The sequence below is a fragment of the Rothia similimucilaginosa genome (assembly GCF_029850875.1).
GTDB lineage: Bacteria > Actinomycetota > Actinomycetes > Actinomycetales > Micrococcaceae > Rothia.
The window spans coordinates 294989-314129 of the sequence record NZ_JAOVAM010000002.1; the positions used below are offsets into that span (position 1 = coordinate 294989).

13 protein-coding genes are annotated in these 19141 nt (G+C 59.5%); 11 read left to right on the plus strand and 2 right to left on the minus strand.

Going from position 1 to position 19141, the window contains the following annotated elements; translation table 11 throughout:
• Positions 1-87 precede the first annotated feature (87 nt).
• The gene (locus QFX05_RS02790; RefSeq protein ID WP_279740723.1) at positions 88-2595 is read left to right on the plus strand and encodes a lipase family protein; all 2508 of its coding nucleotides are present in this window, start codon (positions 88-90) and stop codon (positions 2593-2595) included.
• A gap of 762 nt (positions 2596-3357) precedes the next feature.
• Here the strand turns inward: QFX05_RS02790 and QFX05_RS02795 are convergent.
• Together QFX05_RS02795 and QFX05_RS02800 are read right to left on the minus strand one after the other, a co-directional pair.
• A complete protein-coding gene (locus QFX05_RS02795) occupies positions 3358-4485 on the minus strand; it encodes a glycosyltransferase family 4 protein (RefSeq protein ID WP_279740725.1) in 1128 nt (375 codons plus the stop codon).
• 23 nt (positions 4486-4508) lie between these two features.
• A complete protein-coding gene (locus QFX05_RS02800) occupies positions 4509-5549 on the minus strand; it encodes an alpha/beta fold hydrolase (RefSeq protein ID WP_279740727.1) in 1041 nt (346 codons plus the stop codon).
• 288 nt (positions 5550-5837) lie between these two features.
• Between QFX05_RS02800 and leuS the strand changes: the two genes are divergently transcribed.
• From leuS to QFX05_RS02850, 10 genes are all read left to right on the plus strand, one after another.
• Complete coding sequence (leuS, locus tag QFX05_RS02805) at positions 5838-8279, plus strand: leucine--tRNA ligase (protein WP_459550492.1); 2442 nt, start codon at positions 5838-5840, stop codon at positions 8277-8279.
• A gap of 211 nt (positions 8280-8490) precedes the next feature.
• Positions 8491-9618: a DegV family protein gene (locus QFX05_RS02810; RefSeq protein WP_279740730.1), complete on the plus strand. Its 1128-nt coding sequence runs from the start codon at positions 8491-8493 to the stop codon at positions 9616-9618.
• A gap of 617 nt (positions 9619-10235) precedes the next feature.
• On the plus strand, positions 10236-11240 hold the full coding sequence (gene gap / locus QFX05_RS02815) for a type I glyceraldehyde-3-phosphate dehydrogenase (RefSeq protein WP_279740731.1): 1005 nt from the start codon (positions 10236-10238) through the stop codon (positions 11238-11240).
• Positions 11241-11585: 345 nt separating this feature from the next.
• On the plus strand, positions 11586-12809 hold the full coding sequence (locus tag QFX05_RS02820; protein WP_279740733.1) for a phosphoglycerate kinase: 1224 nt from the start codon (positions 11586-11588) through the stop codon (positions 12807-12809).
• A gap of 87 nt (positions 12810-12896) precedes the next feature.
• Entirely contained in the window at positions 12897-13247 is a 351-nt protein-coding gene (locus QFX05_RS02825; protein WP_279740735.1) for a hypothetical protein, read from the plus strand.
• 243 nt (positions 13248-13490) lie between these two features.
• Positions 13491-14267, plus strand: coding sequence for a triose-phosphate isomerase (tpiA, locus tag QFX05_RS02830; protein WP_005509126.1), 777 nt, complete (start codon positions 13491-13493; stop codon positions 14265-14267).
• A 239-nt stretch (positions 14268-14506) separates the two neighbouring features.
• The gene (locus QFX05_RS02835; protein ID WP_279740737.1) at positions 14507-14971 is read left to right on the plus strand and encodes a hypothetical protein; all 465 of its coding nucleotides are present in this window, start codon (positions 14507-14509) and stop codon (positions 14969-14971) included.
• A 108-nt stretch (positions 14972-15079) separates the two neighbouring features.
• Positions 15080-15337: a preprotein translocase subunit SecG gene (secG, locus tag QFX05_RS02840; protein WP_279740740.1), complete on the plus strand. Its 258-nt coding sequence runs from the start codon at positions 15080-15082 to the stop codon at positions 15335-15337.
• 93 nt (positions 15338-15430) lie between these two features.
• Positions 15431-15961 (plus strand): hypothetical protein, encoded by a 531-nt coding sequence (locus QFX05_RS02845; RefSeq protein WP_279740741.1) that lies wholly within the window; start codon positions 15431-15433, stop codon positions 15959-15961.
• A gap of 460 nt (positions 15962-16421) precedes the next feature.
• A complete protein-coding gene (locus QFX05_RS02850; protein ID WP_279740742.1) occupies positions 16422-19067 on the plus strand; it encodes a hypothetical protein in 2646 nt (881 codons plus the stop codon).
• Positions 19068-19141: the final 74 nt, after the last annotated feature.

Consider the following 19141-nt stretch of genomic DNA (forward strand, 5'->3'; position numbering starts at 1 on the left):
CACCGGGCAGCACCGATATGTGTGCTGTGAGTGTTAAGTAGGCGGGTTTGCGGGCGCGTTGTGCGCAGAGGCGAGGAGGTGAGAGGCATGCCGAAGATGCCTCATCTGCTGAAGGGTAGTGCGCTGCCTGCCGGTGAGCATCGTCGGCTGGCTGAGTATGCTTCTGCACATCCGAAGAGTGTCCTGCACCGCAAAGGTAAGCACCATGATGCGGCGGTGCTGCTGATTCACGGTATTGGCTACCAGAATCATGGTGAGACGCTCGCGTATTTTGGCAAGCCGGTAGCGCATAGTGTGCAGACTCTGTTGGCGCTGAACACGGGTGCGGATTCTGTTGCGCTCTCTGAAGAGAATCCCTCCGAGGAGGATTCTGCACGGGTTCGTGTTGAGGTGATTCCTGACGGCGATACCCTCCCGCCTGCCGCTGAGGTGAACCCGCTGAGCCACCATAGCGAGCTGACGTATTCGTTGACGATTGAGCGCACAGAATACCCCGCCGCCCCGGTCGAAGAAAGCCCGGAGAGTGCCGGTTTTAATCTCTCTAGCATTGATTTTCCTAAGGTTGAGCTCCCTAAGATTGATTTGCCAAAAATTGAGCTCCCCAAGGTAGAGCTCCCGAACATTGAGCTTCCCAATATCGAGCTGCCCAATCTTGAACTTCCGCGTCTGCCTCAGCCGAAGCCGCGCCCGGTTCGCACAGTCACTCGCCGTAGCCTTCTTTTTCAGGAAGGCTTCTGGCGGCCCAAGCATTACCGCCCGTTGAAGGAGCATTTGCCCTGGTTGGTGTCGGTTTTGCCGCTGTTTCTGATGTTCTGCTTCTACTGTGAGCGCCCCGGCGTGACCTGGCGTGAGCGTGCCGGGCACCTATTGCGTTTTATGGCTCGGTTTGTGAATGTGGCGCTGTGGCTGGTGCTGGCGGCGTTGGCTGTGATGACCTTCCGTGATGCTTTTGTTGCGTCCCTGGGCACTGTGCAGGGTGCGTTTACGGCTCTTGCGGCGGTGCTCGGTTTGGGTATTGTGGGCTGGGTTTTGGCTCGTCGTGCCCGTGAGCTGTGGGCCCTGGTGAAGGCTATTCCGACGCAGCTGATTCAGACGGCGACCAGCCCGGATTCACACGATTTGGAGCGTATTTATGCGCGTCTGGATCGTCAGCTGGACGATTTGAGTTCCCGTAGCGATGCGGTGGGTATTATTGCCCATTCGCAGGGTGGATATTTGAGCTATGAGCTGCTGCGTCGTCGTGCGGCGGCGGGTAGGAAGCCGATTCGTTTCTTCTACGGCCTGGGTAGTGGCGTGGTGCCGATTAGCATTATCGCTAGTGACCGCAATGATATTCCGGGGCGCCTGGACGTAGCTGGTGGTTACCGTAACCGCGCCATGCTGCTGTGGGTGAGTGCGGTCGCGGCGTTTTCCTGGCTGGTGGAGGTGTCCCTGCTGTTTGGCCCGTACCGTTCGCTGTTGCACTATGCAATGCTGGTACCCCTGGTGTTGAGCATGGCGCCGCTGGTTGCGAGCGTGCTGGGCACCCTGAAGGGTAGGGCGCGTATTGTCTGCAAGTGCGCCCGGGAAAGCACCCCCGAAACTCCCTCCGCAAAGAGTCCGGCTGATATGCGTCTGGCGGATGCGCGCCTGGTCAACCCCTACGGCACGCGCGCCTACGTGAAGTGGTTGATTCCGTTGCTCTTCGTGCACGGTGTTTTCATGCTGTACGCGGTGTTCATGCTACTACTGGCTCAGCTGCGTGTTGAGGGTTCTGTCCCTGAGCTGACCGCCGCCTCCGTGGCGTTTTGGTGCGCGCTGGTCCTGGTGCTCATGATGTCGGTGCGTAGCGTCTGCCACCTGTATGTGCGCGCTTATGCGCCGATGTTGCAGGATCTTGATGTGACTGACCGGTGCGAGATTTCTGCTCATGGTGACAGTATCGGCAGGTCAAATATTACTCAGTCCGCCGGTGTGGATGTCAGCTTTGTGACCCTGCCAGGCCCGTCGGTGAATAGTCACATGCAGTATTTTGATGCGTGCTCGCCAGTGCCGTTGATGCTTTCGCACCGCCTGGTGCCGCACATGATGCCGGCGGGTGAGCAGGCGCAGAGGGCGGAGGCTTTCACCGATATTGGTACGGAACTGAACCGCGGTTTTGCGCGTGTGAAGAAGTGGATGGGTACTATGCATTACGGGCTGTATGCGATGCTTCTGCTGATGCTGGCCGCGTTGACGGGGCATGATACCTCGCGTCTGCATTCGGAGGGCTTTGTTCGTCTGGTGGCGGATGCTCAGCAGCTGCGTGAGGAGGCGGGCTCTTCGGATCTGTTGCTGTGGGTTCTGGTTGGCATTTTTGTGGTGGAGGCGCTACTGGTGTTGGTGCTTTCGCCGTTGACTCAGCGGCGTTTGCAGTGTGCATTCATGATGCGTAAGGTGGACCGCACGGGTCAGCTGAGTGAGTTCAACCCTCTGCCGATGGTGACGGCTCTTTTGGGTCTTGATGGTGATGAGGACGATGGCGAGGAGATTGAAGCCGTGGCGAGCGTAGGGGAGAAGGGTACGTCACAAACTTGTGCAGTCCAGACTAGTGCGGCACAGGCTAATGGGGTGTAGATTAGTCTTGCTCGGTGTGGGTGCATGTCAGCCATTTTATACACCTTTGTGCATTTAGCGGTTGATAATAGCTCTAGGTGCTGCTAATTAGCGTAGTCTCCGTATCTGCAGCAATATATTCAGCACTGAGGATACTATTTCGGTGCTTGTCGAGGTGGTTTGGCAGTATCTATCACTCAACTTCGCGCACGCTTCACACCGTGTACACCAACGAAAGATGAATGCTGGTGACTCAGACTATGATCGCCTCCGCATATGAACCTGCATGCGGAGGGTCTGCTTCTGTACACAATTACGGTGTCATGCCCCCGAACCCCGTGTTGCTTTCCGATATGACCGAGGAGCTATCTACCGCTACTTGGCGCGCTTCGCTGAGCTGGATGACGCGAAGATTTTCTACACTTATGGTCACGCGGATGAGCTGGCTGCGAAGGAAGCGGCTCGCGGAGCTTACGTATAAGGATTTCTGCTTCGGTGTGATGCGGTGAGGCTGCACCTTCCGGATGCGCCCTCAGGGTGCCCGAGCTCTGCGAGGGCGGGTTCCCTGCGTCGGCGCGGAGGAAGTGTGTAGCGAACCGCCACTGTACATCGTTGCTGTGAGCCGCCCTTGCACGCCGCCGCTGTACGTCGCATATGCTACCCGGTGCCCAGGAATTGAATATGTAGAATGCCGCCGCACCCTCCCGAGTTTCGGGGGAGTGCGGCGGCATTACTGTGTCTAGCGCCGTAATCTAGCGCCGCGTTCTGTAAGCCTTGCAAGCCCTAGAGCCCGCGCACGACCTCCAGCAGTTTGAGTGCTGAGTCGCGCCAGGAGTAGCGGCGCACATCCGACAGGCCATCAATAATCACGCGCTCGCGAACGGCGGGGTCCTCCAGGGAGCGGATAGCCTTCACCCAGTCGGCGGCGTGTGCCTCCGGGGCACCGTCAACCGGCGCGAACACGGTGTGTGGCGCAATCTCACGGAAAATCGGGATGTCACTAATCACCGCGGGACAGCCGGCAGCCTGCGCCTCAACCACGGGCAGGCCGTAACCTTCCTCGCGGGAGGCAGTCACCAGCGCGTGCGCCTGGCGGAGTAACTGCTGGTACTCCTCATCGCTCACGCCATTGTGGACCTTCACGTTCTCACCGATGAGGCGTTCGTCGGTGAGCTGCACCAGACGCTGCGGCGGCATCTTTGACAGCAGGTGCAGGCGGTAATCCGGTAGCGAGCGCATCGCCAACAGTAGAGTTTCTACGTTCTTGTACGGCATGAACGAACCCATGTACACCAGGTGCTTGACGGGCTGCTCTTCACGGGTGATGACACGTTCCAGCGCGGTCTGGCGGGAGACCACGCTGCCGGGCTGCGGGGCGTTGGGCACCACGAATAGCGGCTTAGTGGTCAGCTCGTGCTCACGAATCAGCGCGGCGGTCGACTCAGAAACCGTCACGACCGCGTCGCCGTGGTTGAGCAGGAAGCGCTGCGGGGTGTAGGTCTTGTGGAAGAGTCTCCAGCCCACGCGCACCGGTGCGGGCAGGAACCCGGGCGGGGTCGGGTGCGAGTAGTAGATCAAATCGTGCAGGGTGAGGATCAGCTTGAATTTGCGTCCGGCGGAGCCGATGGTCTGCATGGGGGAGAACACCACGTCCGGGGCGTACTTGTTCAACTGTAGTGAGGCGGTCGGTTCGAGCGGGCCGGTGGGCGAGCAGATTTTCACGTGCGGCAAATCCGGTAGCATCTCCAGCTGACGCTCGTCGCTAATAATCATGGTCAGGTCGAGGTCGGTGGCGGCTTCGTCACCGGTGTCAATGAGGGTTTTGAGCGCGCCCAACAGGGAGGCGGTGTAGCGGCTGATGCCGTCGTGGAAGCCGATACGGGTGTATCGGGCGTCAACCATGAGTTTCATGTTGGTTCCTTCTGTTCGTTCCCTTAGTGTTCGGCGGCGAAATCGGCGATGAGTTCCGCGGCGCGGTGAGGAGTTTCGTAGTGGATGAGGTGCCCGACTTCGGGGATCATGTCCAGGCGCTCGCGGGCGCCGGACGAAGAGGCGGGCAGGTCGCGGGAGGTCAGCGTCGCGTACATGGCGCGAGCTGTTTCGGGGGTACCCAGGTCGTCGTCTTCGGCGACAAGCATCTGAACCGGTACCCGGATTGCGGCGGCGTATTCGGCTGCGGTGTGCGTAATGGACGCTTCGTAGGCGCTGAGCACTCCGCGGCGGGAGCCGAAGGAGCCGAAGTAGGCGGCGTGCTGGCCATTGATGAAGCGGCGCATTGCCTTGTCTTTGGTGCGCATCATGACTTCGCTGGAGGCGCGGGTGATCAGCTGCGAACGCAGCAGCGGGTAGCCGATTTTTTCGGGGAGCGCCGCTCCGGCGCGGTAGTAGAGGGAGGCGAGGCGGGAGGCGACGCGCTGGCTGCCTTCGAGGGCGGGTTCGCTAATCGGGTTGATGAGCGAGAGAAGCGCGAGCGAGTTCGGGTGTGCGGCGGCGAAGGCGCTGGTGACGATGGAGCCGAAGGAGTGGCCGACTAGGTGTAGCGGTAGGGGCTGTGTATCCTCGCGGGCGGGGTTGGTGTGCTTCACAAAGTTGTTCAGCCACGCCACGTACGCGTTGATGTTGTCTTCGCCCTGACTGTTTTCGCCCTGAGCACCTTCGGGGAGGTCTGCGGAGCGGCCAAAGCCGGGCAGATCGGGGCTGATGATGCTGACGTTCGGGATGAGCTTCAGCAGGTAGTTCGCGATGATTTCTAGGCCGTGGTGATCGCCGCGGAAGCCGTGTACGAGCAGCACAGGGTAGGAACCTTCGGGGAAGGTGCCGTCGTTCATGCCCTTGCCGTACTGCCAGTAGCGGGTCATGACCGCCTGAGCGCCGTCACCGATGAGGGTGTCGTGGCGGGTGCCTGGAATGAGCGGGCCGGGCACGCCCTCAAGAACTGAGGCGTTGGGTGAGTCCGAGGTAACGGTGGAGGTCATGGGTACCTTTCGCGGGTTGGGTACTGGGATGGCAAAGTCCCGTTCTTAATTCTAGGGGAGAAGCCTGAAAGGGCTCTGAAACCCGCCTGCCGCATCGGTGATTGCGCGGGTTCTCGGGCGGGCGGTGCCGTCCATTTGGTAGTTGAGACAGTCTCAACTCTGGCTCGGTCCGGGTTTCGCGTTACACTTGGAGGGTTAAGTTTTTATCAATCTGTCTTTATTTAAGGAATCGCTGTGTCTGCTCAGGTAGAGACCGAACGCAACGAAAATGCGTACGACTTCCGCGCTATGGAAGCCAAGTGGCGCCCCTACTGGGACGAAACGAAGGTTTTCCAGCCCACCGGTGACGCCCCTAAGGGCCGCAAGTATGTGCTGGATATGTTCCCGTACCCCTCCGGTGACCTTCACATGGGTCACGCGGAGGCATTCGCTATTGGTGACATGAACGCCCGCTACTTCAAGCAGTGCGGCTACGATGTTCTGCACCCGATTGGTTGGGACTCCTTCGGCCTACCCGCTGAGAACGCAGCCATTAAGAACGACACTCACCCCAAGGAGTGGACGTACAAGAACATTGAGACTCAGGCTGAGTCCTTTAAGCGTTACGCTATTGCCGCTGACTGGAGCCGCCGCCTGCACACCTCGGACCCCGAGTACTACAAGTGGACTCAGTGGCTGTTCGAGCAGTTCTACAAGAAGGGCCTGGCGTACCGCAAGGACTCCATGGTCAACTGGTGCCCCAAGGACCAGACCGTGCTCGCTAACGAGCAGGTTGTGAACGGTGCGTGTGAGCGTTGCGGTACTACCGTGACGAAGAAGTCGCTGAACCAGTGGTACTTCAAGATTACTGATTACGCACAGCAGTTGCTGGACGATATGGAGCAGCTGGAGGGCAAGTGGCCTGACCGCGTGTTGCTCATGCAGCGCAACTGGATTGGCCGCTCCGAGGGCGCTGAGGTGCGCTTCGAGATTGAGGCGACCGAGGACCAGCCCGCTGAATCCTTCACCGTGTTCACTACCCGCCCGGACACCCTGTATGGCGCAACCTTCATCGTAGTTGCTGCGGATGCGGCGTTCGCCGAGCAGGTTGTGGCACCCGAGCAGAAGGCTGCCTTGGAGCAGTACCGCGAAGACATTAAGGCACTGAGCGATATTGATCGCCAGTCCTCTGACCGCGAGAAGACCGGCGTGTTCACCGGCCGCTACGCGATTAACCCTCTGACCGGCGCAAAGCTGCCCGTCTGGGCTTCTGACTACGTGCTCGCTGACTACGGTACCGGCGCGATTATGGCTGTGCCCGCGCACGACCAGCGCGACCTTGAGTTCGCCCTGAAGTTCGACCTGCCCATCGTGAAGGTTCTGGACGTTAAGGGTGCTGAGGACCCGGCTACCAGCGGTATTGCCGCAGCTGGTGACGGCGTGCTCATCAACTCTGGTGAGCTGACCGGCCTGCCGAAGGGTGAGGCGATCGCTAAGGCTATTGAGCTGGTTGAGACTGCCGGCACCGGCGAGGGTAAGGTCATTTACCGTCTGCGTGACTGGCTGCTATCCCGCCAGCGTTTCTGGGGTACCCCCATCCCCGTAATCCACTGTGAGGATTGTGGCGAGGTTCTGGTTCCTGAGGATCAGCTGCCGGTGCTGCTGCCCGATAACCTGCGCGGTGAGCAGCTGGCTCCTAAGGGCCAGTCCCCTCTTGCTGCTGCCGATGACTGGGCGATTGTGCCTTGCCCCGAGTGTGGCAAGAAAGCTCGCCGTGACTCAGACACCATGGACACCTTCGTGGATTCCTCCTGGTACTTCCTACGTTACGTTTCCCCGAACTTTGATGAGGGCCCCTTCGACCCGCAGGCTATGAGCGAGTGGGGTGCCGTCGACATGTACGTTGGCGGTGTAGAGCACGCTATTCTGCACCTGCTGTACGCACGCTTCTTCACCAAGGTTGTTCGCGACCTGGGGCTGATCAAGCACGATGAGCCGTTTAAGGCGCTCATGAACCAGGGTCAGGTGCTTAACGGCGGTAAGGCTATGTCCAAGTCGCTGGGTAACGGCGTTAACCTGGGTGAGCAGCTCGACAAGTTCGGTGTGGACGCTATCCGCACCACCATGATTTTCGCGTCCCCGCCCGAGGATGACGTTGACTGGGCGGATGTTTCCCCGGCTGGTTCGCAGAAGTTCCTGGCCCGCGCATGGCGTGTGGCTCAGGACGTCACCAGCGAACCCGGTGTTGACGCAACCACCGGTGACCTGGAGCTGCAGAAGCTGATTGCTCGCACCGTGCACGAGGTTCAGGGCCTGCTGGAGAACGGTAAGTTCAACGTGGTTGTTGCAAAGACCATGGAGCTTGTGAACGCAACCCGTAAGGCTATTGACTCCGGGGCCGGTGCGGCTGACCCGGCGGTCCGTAAGGCTGCTGAGACCATCGCTATTCTGCTGTCTCTGTACGCACCCTACACCTCTGAAGACATGTGGCACGTGCTCGGCTACGACACCCCGGTTCTGACCGCGGGCTTCCCCGAGGTTGACCCGGCTCTGCTGGTGGATGACACCGTCACCGCTATTGTGCAGATTAAGGGCAAGGTCAAGGCTCGCCTGGAGGTTGCGAAGGATATTTCTGAGCAGGAGATTCAGGAGCGGGCTCTGGCGGATGCTACTGTTCAGCGTTCGATTGGTGACGCCGAGATCCGCAAGGTGATTGTGCGTGCGCCTAAGCTTGTGAACATCGTAATCTAAGCTTCTTAGATAAAGCACAAGCCCCGCTGTGGCTTCAGTTCGTTCTATGGAATGAACCCGGAGGCGTGGCGGGGCTTGCGCCGTTAACGCGGCCTTTAGTGCGTTGCACTTGGACGTTCTGCTCTACCGGGGCTATGGTGGTAGAAGTCCGCAATGAGACGCCAGACACAATAGTTGTGTCGTGAATATAACCAGCAGGGAAGAGAGACCAATGAGCCAGAAGGATACTCAGCAGGAACATGCTGAGCGGGCAAATCCTGTACACGAGCAGGATAACGCCCCCCGCATTGCCGTGGTAACCGATAGCGCCGCCTCCCTCGACCCGAAGCTCGTGCAGCGCCTGAGCGCTCGCGGTAATTTTGTGCTGGTTCCGATGCCGGTGACTATTCGCACGCCCGGTGAGCCGGATCGTCAACTGCAGGATTTGACTGCCGCCGAGGTGGACGAGGCGATTATGCTTGCGCACGTGATGGGTCAGACGGTGAGCACCTCCGGGCCCGCGCCGGGCATGTTTGCTGATGTGTATGATGATTTGGCGTCGCGAGGTTTTACGCATGTGGTGTCTGTGCATCTGTCCAGTGAACTCTCGGGTACGGTGGAGGCGGCACGCACCGGTGCCCGCCTGAGCCGCCTGGGTTCCGAGGGTGTTAGCGTGGTGGATACCCGCACGGTCGCAGGCGCCTACGGTCATGCGGTGGTGCGCGCCCTAGAGGTGCTGAACTCTGCATCTGCCGGCTCGAGTGTTGAGTGTCCGAGCCCTGGCTATTCGACCCCTAACTATCCGAACCCCGACTATCCGACTGCGGCGCAGCTGGTGGACTATATTCAGTCCATCTGCGAGCAGTCCACGCTCTACTTCTATATCCCGACCCTGGATGCCCTGCGCCGCGGCGGCCGTGTCTCCCCGGCATTGGCGATGGTGGGTCAGATGCTCCAAATCAAACCCATTGGCACGATTACCGAGGGCAAGCTGACGTATGTGGAGCGCCCTCGTACTGCGGCGCGCGCCCTGGAGCGTCTGGTGGAGGTTACCGTGCAGACCTGCCGTGATCAACGGCATGCGGCGGCGCTCACCTCTGCGGCTGCACCTGAGATGAATCCTTCTCCCGCCTGTTTTTCTCTCAAAGCAACCCCGCGCGGTGAGGTGGTTGCGGTGCATCATGTGGGTAATGCGGCGCAGGCGGTACAGCTGTACGAGCAGGTTCAGCAGATGCTGGGGGAGAGCTCCCTCGTTCATGATACTGCTGACTCTTCGGCGCCGGAGTTTTTGGTGAGCGCACTACCGCCGGTGCTGTCGGCTCATTCCGGTTTGGGTGCTGTGGCGCTGGTCGTTTATTAGGATTGTGTGCTAGCCGCCTTTCGGTGTGTCCATGCTGGCCCCGTGTTGTGTGTCTACGGGTGTGCTCGTGCGGTGTTCTTGTGCGGTGTTTTCGTATGATGCGCCGAGGGTGACACGAAATGCGACACGAAATATGCTCAATTTGTACATCGGGAGCGTATTTAGCCCTTTTTAAGGCTGTGGTGTGTCTTACTTTGGGGTCGTCTGTTTTTGGGTGATAATTTGCACCGTGTGCGAGCGTATCGGGTGTCATTGGAACCCATTCGCAGGTGAAAGGGTATTTTTTACCCTCAGATTTTGCCTTGATATGGTGCGGTTTTTAGCAAATGTGTGTTTCGCGTGTGTTTATGTTGCCGTGACCGTATCGCAACATTTTCTAAGGGTGAACACAACGCAAAACAACAGAAAACAACGGGTTTTTACCGGTTTTCATGGTGTAACTCACAAAAATTTATTGATAGAACACACCAAAACACACACAAACTAGGGTAGGATTGTTACCAACAACGGCGGAACGAACCGGGCAACATAGAGCACGGACGAATCCGACTAAACCAGAGTCTACAAGGCATCGGATTTGTACACCGCCACCAACGCACTGACAAGGAGATACTCCAGTGACCGTACGCGTAGCAATCAACGGCTTCGGCCGCATCGGCCGAACTTTCTTCCGCGCAGCTCAGACCGAGGGCGTCGGCTTCGAGATCGTCGCAATCAACGACCTCACCGATGTTAAGACCCTGGCACACCTGCTCAAGTACGACTCCATCATGGGTCGCTTCAACGCAGAGGTTGAGGTCAAGGAAGGCGCACTGGTTGTTGACGGCAAGGAAATCAAGATCCTCGCTGAGCGTGACCCCCAGAACCTCCCCTGGAAGGACCTGGGTGTTGACGTAGTCCTCGAGTCCACCGGTTTCTTCACCGACGGAACCAAGGCAAAGGCACACATCGAGGCTGGCGCTAAGAAGGTTATCCTCTCCGCTCCCGGTAAGAACATCGACGGCACCTTCGTCATGGGCGTGAACGACGACCAGTACGATGCAGCTAACCACCACATCGTCTCCAACGCATCCTGCACCACCAACTGCCTCGCTCCGATGGCTAAGGTTCTGAATGATGCATTCGGCATCAAGCAGGGTCTGATGACCACCATCCACGCATACACCGCTGACCAGCGTTTGCAGGACGCTCCCCACAGCGACCTGCGCCGTGCACGCGCAGCAGCCGTGAACATGGTCCCCACCTCCACCGGTGCAGCAGCAGCTGTTGGCCTGGTTCTGCCCGAGCTGAAGGGTAAGCTGGACGGCTTCGCAGTCCGCGTTCCCACCATCACCGGCTCCATCACCGACCTGACCTTCACCGCTTCCCGTGAGGTCACCGTTGAGGAAGTCAACGCAGCAATCAAGGCAGCAGCTGAGGGCCCCATGAAGGGCATCATCAAGTACAACGAGGACCCCATCGTCTCCAAGGACATCGAGGGTGAGTCCATCTCCACCGTCTTCGACGCACCGCTGACCAAGGTCATCGGCGACCAGGTGAAGGTTATCGCTTGGTACGACAACGAGTACGGCTACGTTTCGCGCCTCGTGATGTTCACCAACAAGGTTGTGGCATCCCTCTAAGCCCCAATAGGCTTACGACGCTCACCGAGTCTAAGCGTCACCCCGCGTGACTAACGCATAGTGAACCCCGGCACCACCGCATTAAGCGGGGGAGTCGGGGTTTGCTGTACCAAGGCTCTTTGACAAGGGTCTTGAATACAACCCTCAATAACGTATAAACATGCTATTTTCTGTCACCCTTTTTTGGGTCAAAAATACCGTAAGAAAATAGGTTTTAGAGAGTGTCAATATCCGCGATATTCTGCGGAAAACACCATATAAAAGCTATTTTTTAGGCTGTTAAACACCCTAGTATTCGGTATGATGGAAACGGTATATAAACCCACCTATCCAGGAGGAATTCCTATGGCTAAGGCACTGTCCGAACTGCTCGAAGAAGGCGTCGCAGGCCGCCACGTTCTGGTCCGTTCCGACCTGAACGTACCCCTGAAGGACGGCGTTGTCACCGATGATGGCCGTGTCCGCGCATCCCTGCCCGTCATTGAGAAGCTTGCCAAGGCTGGCGCACGCGTTATCGTGACCGCACACCTGGGCCGTCCCAAGGGCAAGGTCGACCCCCAGTACTCCATCGCACCGGCAGCTGCACGTCTGGCTGAGCTGGCATCCGTGCCCGTGAAGGTTGCAACCGACCTGGTAGGCAAGGACGCAAAGGCTAAGGCAGCAGCCCTGGCTGACGGCGAAGTTCTGGTCGTTGAGAACGTCCGCTACGACGCTCGCGAAACCTCCAAGGATGACGCAGAGCGCGGCGAATTCGCTGACGAACTGGTCGCGCTGACCGGCGAGAACGGCGCATACGTGAACGACGCATTCGGCGCAGTTCACCGCAAGCACGCTTCCGTTTACGACGTTGCTAAGCGTCTGCCGGCATACCTGGGTGACCTGGTGAAGAAGGAAGTTGATGTTCTGGCTAAGACCCTGAACGACCCCGAGCGTCCCTTCGTAGTGGTCATGGGTGGCGCTAAGGTTTCTGATAAGCTCGCTGTGATTGACAACCTGATCGGCAAGGCTGACACCATCCTCATTGGTGGCGGCATGGGCTACACCTTCGCATACGCAAAGGGCTACGAGGTCGGCCAGTCGTTGCTGGAGAAGGACCAGGTCGAGAACGTTCTGCGTTACCTGAAGGAAGCTCCCGAGAAGGGCACCGAGATTATTACCGCAGTGGACGTTGTTTGGGCTGACGCATTCTCCGCTGACGCTAACACCGAGGTCCGCCCCGTTGAGGACCTGACCGGCGGCAAGCTCGGTGCAGAGGCTGAGGGTCTGGACATTGGTCCCAAGACCGCTGAGATTTTCGCTGAGAAGATTAAGGGCGCAAAGACCATCTTCTGGAACGGCCCCGTTGGCGTGTTCGAGATTGCTCCCTTCGCTGAGGGTACCCGCGCTGTAGCAAAGGCAATCGTCGAGTCTGACGCATTCTCCATCATTGGTGGTGGCGACTCCGCATCTGCAGTCCGTAACCTGGGCTTCAAGGATGAGCAGTTCGGCCACATCTCCACCGGTGGTGGTGCTTCCCTCGAGTACATTGAGGGTAAGACCCTGCCCGGCCTGGAGGCACTGGGCGCCTAATCTGGATGCACAGATTTAGTACACGGTTTTAGTGTAAGGAACCCCCGCCGGGCGGTACTTCGGTACCGTTCCCGCGGGGGTTTCTAGATGTCTGCCCCCGCAGAGCCCAAGCGTATGGGCCTCTACTCGCTCATCTGTCTCCCCACCGGTGGATTCACTGCTTACTTCATCACAAACGCTCCCTACCGCTGGATGTACTACGCCTATTGGGAATCTTCCTCGGTAGCAACGGCTACTCTCATCATTTCGTTTGTTGTTTTGCTGTGCGTCTGCTTCACCTATTGTGCTCTTGCGGCGCTCATCGTTGAGAAGATTGCTACCCGAAAACTGTCCTGGAGCCGTTCCTTCGCCATAAGACTTCTTGTGATTGTTCTGACGATTGCCTTCTTCTGCATTGAGGCGTATCTCTTCCGCGGCGGCCTCCGAGGCGGCTACTAACACACCGTAGACAAACACCACCGGCAGAATATCGGCAGGGTATAGTCCCCTAAGCTCCACCCTGCCGGTACTTCGTACCCGGGTTCAACACAATCAGTGAACGTAGGGTGAGGATGCTCATCAGAGAGCATAAAAAGCGCCAAAAACCGTGAAAATATGCCCTCAAACCTCTAAAATAGAAAAGGAAAATTCCGAACAACAACCCCGTACGGTATACCGCGCGGGAGAGCTAAGGAGCGAACTATGTCGCGTAAGCCCCTCATCGCAGGCAACTGGAAGATGAACCTCAACCACGCAGAGGCAGTCACCCTCGTCCAGAAGCTCGCATGGACCCTCGACGACGCAAACTTCAACTTTTCCGCAACCGAAGTAGCCGTCTTCCCGCCCTTCACCGACATCCGCTCCGTGCAGACCCTCGTCGAAGGCGACAAGCTGGACATCCTCTACGGCGGTCAGGACCTCTCCGTCCACGACTCCGGTGCATACACCGGCGAAATCTCCGGCGCATTCCTCTCCAAGCTCGGCGCAACCTTCGTGCTTGTCGGCCACTCCGAGCGCCGCACCTACCACCACGAAAGCGATGAGCTCTGCGCAGCAAAGGTCCAGGCAGCATACAAGCACGGCCTGACCCCCGTTCTCTGCGTCGGTGAGCCCCTCGAAATCCGCGAAGCAGGCACCCACGTCGAGTACACCCTCGAGCAGCTACGCGGCTCCATCGCAGGTCTGACCGCAGAGCAGGCAGAAACCCTCGTCATCGCATACGAGCCCGTCTGGGCAATCGGCACCGGCAAGGTCGCAACCGCAGACGACGCACAGGAAATGTCCGCAGCAATCCGCGCAGAAATCGCTAAGCTCTACTCCGCAGACGTTGCAGAGAAGGTACGCGTTCTCTACGGCGGCTCCGTCAAGTCCTCCTCCGCACCCTCCATCATGGGCAAGGAAGACGTGGACGGCGTACTCGTCGGCGGCGCATCCCTGCAGGCTGACGAATTCGCAGCAATCGCACGCTTCGACGCATAAAACTTCGACGCAGCATAGCGTCTCATAGCGTTACAGCGCCCGGCGGGTACCCACCCGACCGGGCGCTGAACCATTTACCCGCCACCGAGTTAGCGGCGGGGGGGCAAAGGGCGGGCGTAGGAGGCTGGTGTATGACTCAGGCGTAAGAGCCGGGTGTAAGAGCCGGGCGCGTTCGCCCCTAACCGCAAAACCCACCCAGAATACGCCAACCCCGCGGTTCGCCCCGTACACTTAACGGCATGTTCAGCTTTGGTTTTTCCCTGGTCGTCGCAGCCCTCGTCGGCATGATCCTCTACAGCTATCTGCGCAACCGCAAAGTGAGCGCCCCGCGCCTACCCGGCAATGTCGGCGGCAACATCGGCTACGCAGGCGGTGCAGAGTACCAGGACCCCTCGCCCGAATACCAGTACTTCGAGAGCCGTCGCGACCAATTCCTTGACCAGCTCTACAGTCGCACCTCCTCACCGGAAATCCCCGTGACCCTCACCCTGCGCGACTGGGTAGACCAGGGCTTCTACGCTGAAGGAGGCGCCTACTGGGCAGCCGCACAGCAGTTCACCTACTACCTCATCGACAGCGGATACGTGCGCGCTTACGACACTGAAGGCGACGAACTCACTGCCCAGCGTGTGCTCACCGACCGCCCCGCAGCCCTGCAGCTGACCCCCAGCGAATACCAGCGCCGTAGCAACCGCGACGCGTAAAAAGCCGCTTAACGTGACCGAATGGCGGCCGTAGCGTATAGTTAAACCCGTCTGTCTGCTCCCGCGCAGTCCAGGCACCCCACCAGAAGACAACGAAGGAAGGTACCCATGGTCGTCATCATGAACGTACTCATGGTCATCATCGCCATCACCAGCGTGATCGCGGTGATGCTTGTGCTGCTCAACCGCGGTCAGGGCGGCGGCCTCTCCGACATGTTCGGCGGCGGTATGACCAACTCCCTGAACTCCTCCGGTATGGCGTCCAAGAACCTGATCCGCCTGACCGTCACCGTGATCGTCATCTGGGTTATCGCAGTGGTCCTGTACGGCCTGGCAATGCGCTTCAACGGCCAGATCGTCGTCTAGTCGCCCTCGTCAGAGCCCACGCCCACCCCATCGAGGGTGAGCCAATAGAGCTTTTCCCCGGCACTTCTCAACCGAGAATGCCGGGGATTTTTTATGCACCAAACGGCAATCATGAAAGCGGTAGCGGGGCGCGAGTCTTTACGGCATCATAGGACGTATACACCACATACGAAAGGCAAAGAAGCCATAAGCGCCTACACCCTCGATTACACGTACACCGCCCCGTCAGCCCTCATCGACGGCGCCGACTCCCGCGCGCTCAGCCTCGCCACCAGCGGCGGCAGTACCCCCGAAGGTGCCGCCTCTCACCCGTACTTCTTCTCCGGGTTCCTCGAACGAGCAGACGTCTACGCCACCGCACTACTGGTCGTCGCCAGGGTCGCCCGCACCCGCTTCTACGTGCCGCCCAGCTCCCTCGCCGGAGCCCTACGCGCCGCAGACCTGGTCGTCACCAGCACCGCCGAAGGCCTGCGCTTCGAATCCTTCAGCGCCTGCTGCGGAGTGTACGCGCGCCTCGACGTTGACTCCAGCGCACTCGACGCCAGCCACAGCGCCGTAGGCGTCACCAACGTAGACGTCAACCCGCCCCTGCGCGCCGTGCTCGCGCTACTGGGCAAGTCCTAGCCCGAAAAACCGACCTGCCGGTGAGGCTACTTGCCCCTTAGCTAAAGCCTCACCGGCGGGTAGAAACCCCAGAGCATGCTTCGGTGACGAAAAGGCTTGACCACCGTCGCGGGGCGGGAGTACTCTATAGGTAATGGCGGATCATGAAGAGTCCTACTTTCTGAAATATCTTTTCTTATATTTATCGGATTCTTCGCTTCCCGCCATTTTTCTTTTAACCCCGTTCCCACGCGGCCAACAGGTGAGCAGCCAACAGATCAGCAAGCGACCGATACACAAACACCGGATAAGCGCCGCCCAAACTCCGCGATACGTAACGGTCCGTTGCACCCCGCGAAGATGTACACCGCAGGTCCCGATGACCAAACCCAGCGACAACTCGTGCCCACGCCGCTACGATAAGAACATAGATACACCACCGACGGTGACAGTCAGGTGAGACCAACGGAAAGGACGACCCGTGACCAATCCCTATGACGCATCCCCCTACCTGCAAGAATCACCCTACCTTAACGAATCTGCATACCTTCACGGCGAAGCACCCGAGGGCCTCAGCCCCCTCGTGCGCCTCATCCTGATGCGCCGCTACGGCGTGTACGTCTTCACCGACCTGTATGGCCCCTACTACCGCTCGAACTACTCGAGCATTAACGAGCTACACCACTCCGGCGCATTCGACACCGACCTGGGGCGAGTATCCCTCCTGAGCAATTGCGGTCTGACCCTCAGCAACGAGTCCCTCGCCCAGGCGCTAAACGCCAGCGCCAACGAATTTACCCTGTTCGCGACCATCTGGTCCTACGAATACGGGTACCGCCCCGGCCGCGTATTCCGCCGCGACTTTGATCTGCGCGCCCTGACGCTCACCGACGAGCAGCGCTACACCGAGCAGATCATGCACTACCTCTCCAACCCGTACTACAACCCGGACGGCACCGAGCGCATCCTTGGTGGTCTGCCCGAGAACTACGTGCCTTACGAGTGGCAGCAGCCGATGAGTCGCTCCAACTTCACCAGTATGGAACGCAACCGCCGACCCCTGCAGATGGTCAGCGGCGTGCAAAATGCCCTGATCATGGCGGATGCCCTTTACCAGCAGCTGCTCGGTCAGCAGCAGGCGTACAACCAGACCGACCAGCGCGACCTTGTGGCGTTGCGCCGTTTCCTCGCCCAGCATGACGCGCTGCCGGCTACCCGACCGGAGAACACCAGCCGCGAAAACCGCGTGTTCATCGCCGCCTGCCTGCATCCCGAAGATGCCGAGCATTTGCGCACCATGAAGGAGGCGTTCGCCCTCGCCGCCGCATACTCGCGTCTGCGTTTCAACGGCACGGTGGGGGATTTGAGCCTGAGCACCGCGCCGCGCCTGAAGCTGCGCCGTAGCGAACGCACCCGCATCGCCCACCTGCTCAACCGCATTATTGATGCCGACCCGGTCGGTGCTCGCTACGACAGCGCACCCAACGCCGAAATGTACAAGCGCCTCGTCAAGGCGGTTCACCCCGGCGACTACCCGTCGCTGGCCGCGCTGAGCCACTGGGCTGACGACCTGTACCGCGGTGAGGTGCACAGCTTCGAGTCGCTGGTAGACCGCGCCTACGCAACTCGGGATGCGCAGAACGTGGCACGTCTGCTCTCCACCCGCCCCGGTGTGTTTGCACGCCAGCTGGTGCGCGCCCTGGACACTTTTGAAACACCCCGCTACGGCATTGATACCGCGCCGAGCCCCGGCCAGCAGGTCATCTTTGACGCGTTTGCCGCCGTGGCGCCGCGCGTATCTGCGCCTATCCTGGTGCAGATCCGCAACCTGGTGACCCTGCAACGTAACGCGCTCGCAAACCCGCCGAAGGAGCGCCCCGTCAACCCGGTGGCGGGGCAGGAGGACCGGGAGCTTGCTGACTACTCGCGCCGCAACTCAGAGGGCATCGCGATGGTTCAGAACCTCATGCAGAATGCGGGTATCCCGAACCCATTGGGCTCGTTCTTTGGCGCTCATTCCGGCCCGGAGAACCCGTTGCCGTCCATTCCGGTCGGCTCCGAACCTGCCGCAAGCCAGCGCGGAGAGCGCCGTGAGGCTTCTGACCAGAAGGCTAAGCCTGCCGCCCCGCAGCGCATGAACCTGTCCAAGACCGGTATCGCTACCATGATTCCGGCGCGCGAGTACAGCCCGGTGGTGCTGGACCTGCTGGAGCGCCTGGTCGAAATTGGCCTGTCCGGTCGCCTTGCCGAGACCAGCATCTACCTGCCTGACGAGGTGGGCGATACGATCATGCCGCTGAACACCCGCAGCGCTCGCCCCTCCCTGGACGGTATGGGCCGCTACAACACCTCGACGGTGCACCTGCCGTCTACCGGCGTGATTCGCCTCTTCTGCTTCTGGAATGAGAGTGTGGACATTGATCTATCGCTGATGATGTTTGATGCTGAAGGCAACTACATGGACAAGATCAGCTACTGGTCGCAGACCGTGAAGAACAGCCAGGACGCCATTTACGCGCACCACTCTGGTGACATTACAGACGGTACTGGTGGCGCATGGGAGTACATCGATATTGAGGCTCGTAAGGCGCTCAAGGCGGAGGTGCGCTACCTCGTGCCGGTGGTGCAGCTATACTCAGGCTTCGGGGAGGTACGCACTCTAGACGCGGTGAACGACCTGCAGGCAGGCTTCATGGTGGTTCCCGCCGTGGGTGTGGGTGAGGTGCACGAGGTGAGTCAGGTGCACACCAAGTTCACTCTGCGCGCTGAGAGCCGCGGCGTGCTGCCGTTCATTGTAGATCTGCAGAACTGCGACCCGTACGATATCCCGGGGGAGACCGACGCTATCGTGAAGGTGACGGATATCGGTCTGGCCCATGGCATTAACGTGCTGCAGTCAGGCGCAAATATCACCGCCGTGCGTGAGCACTTTGACTGGGCGCAGCCCATGACGGTGCGCGAGTATCTGCAACTTACCGGCGCGAAGCTCGCACCGACCGCTGAGGAGGCGCAGAAGGTGCTGGAGGCGACGGTTCCGTCACTGGCGGCACTGTACGTGAGCTTCGAAAACGAAGCGGAGGAGCCCCATGAACAGCAGCCGCAGAATCCTGCCGCTACTGAAAAGTAGGCGGGCGTAGCGAAAAGTGGGGCGCCCGCTGGGATTGTATTCGGGGGGCGCCGGGTATTTTTTTTTTTGTGGTG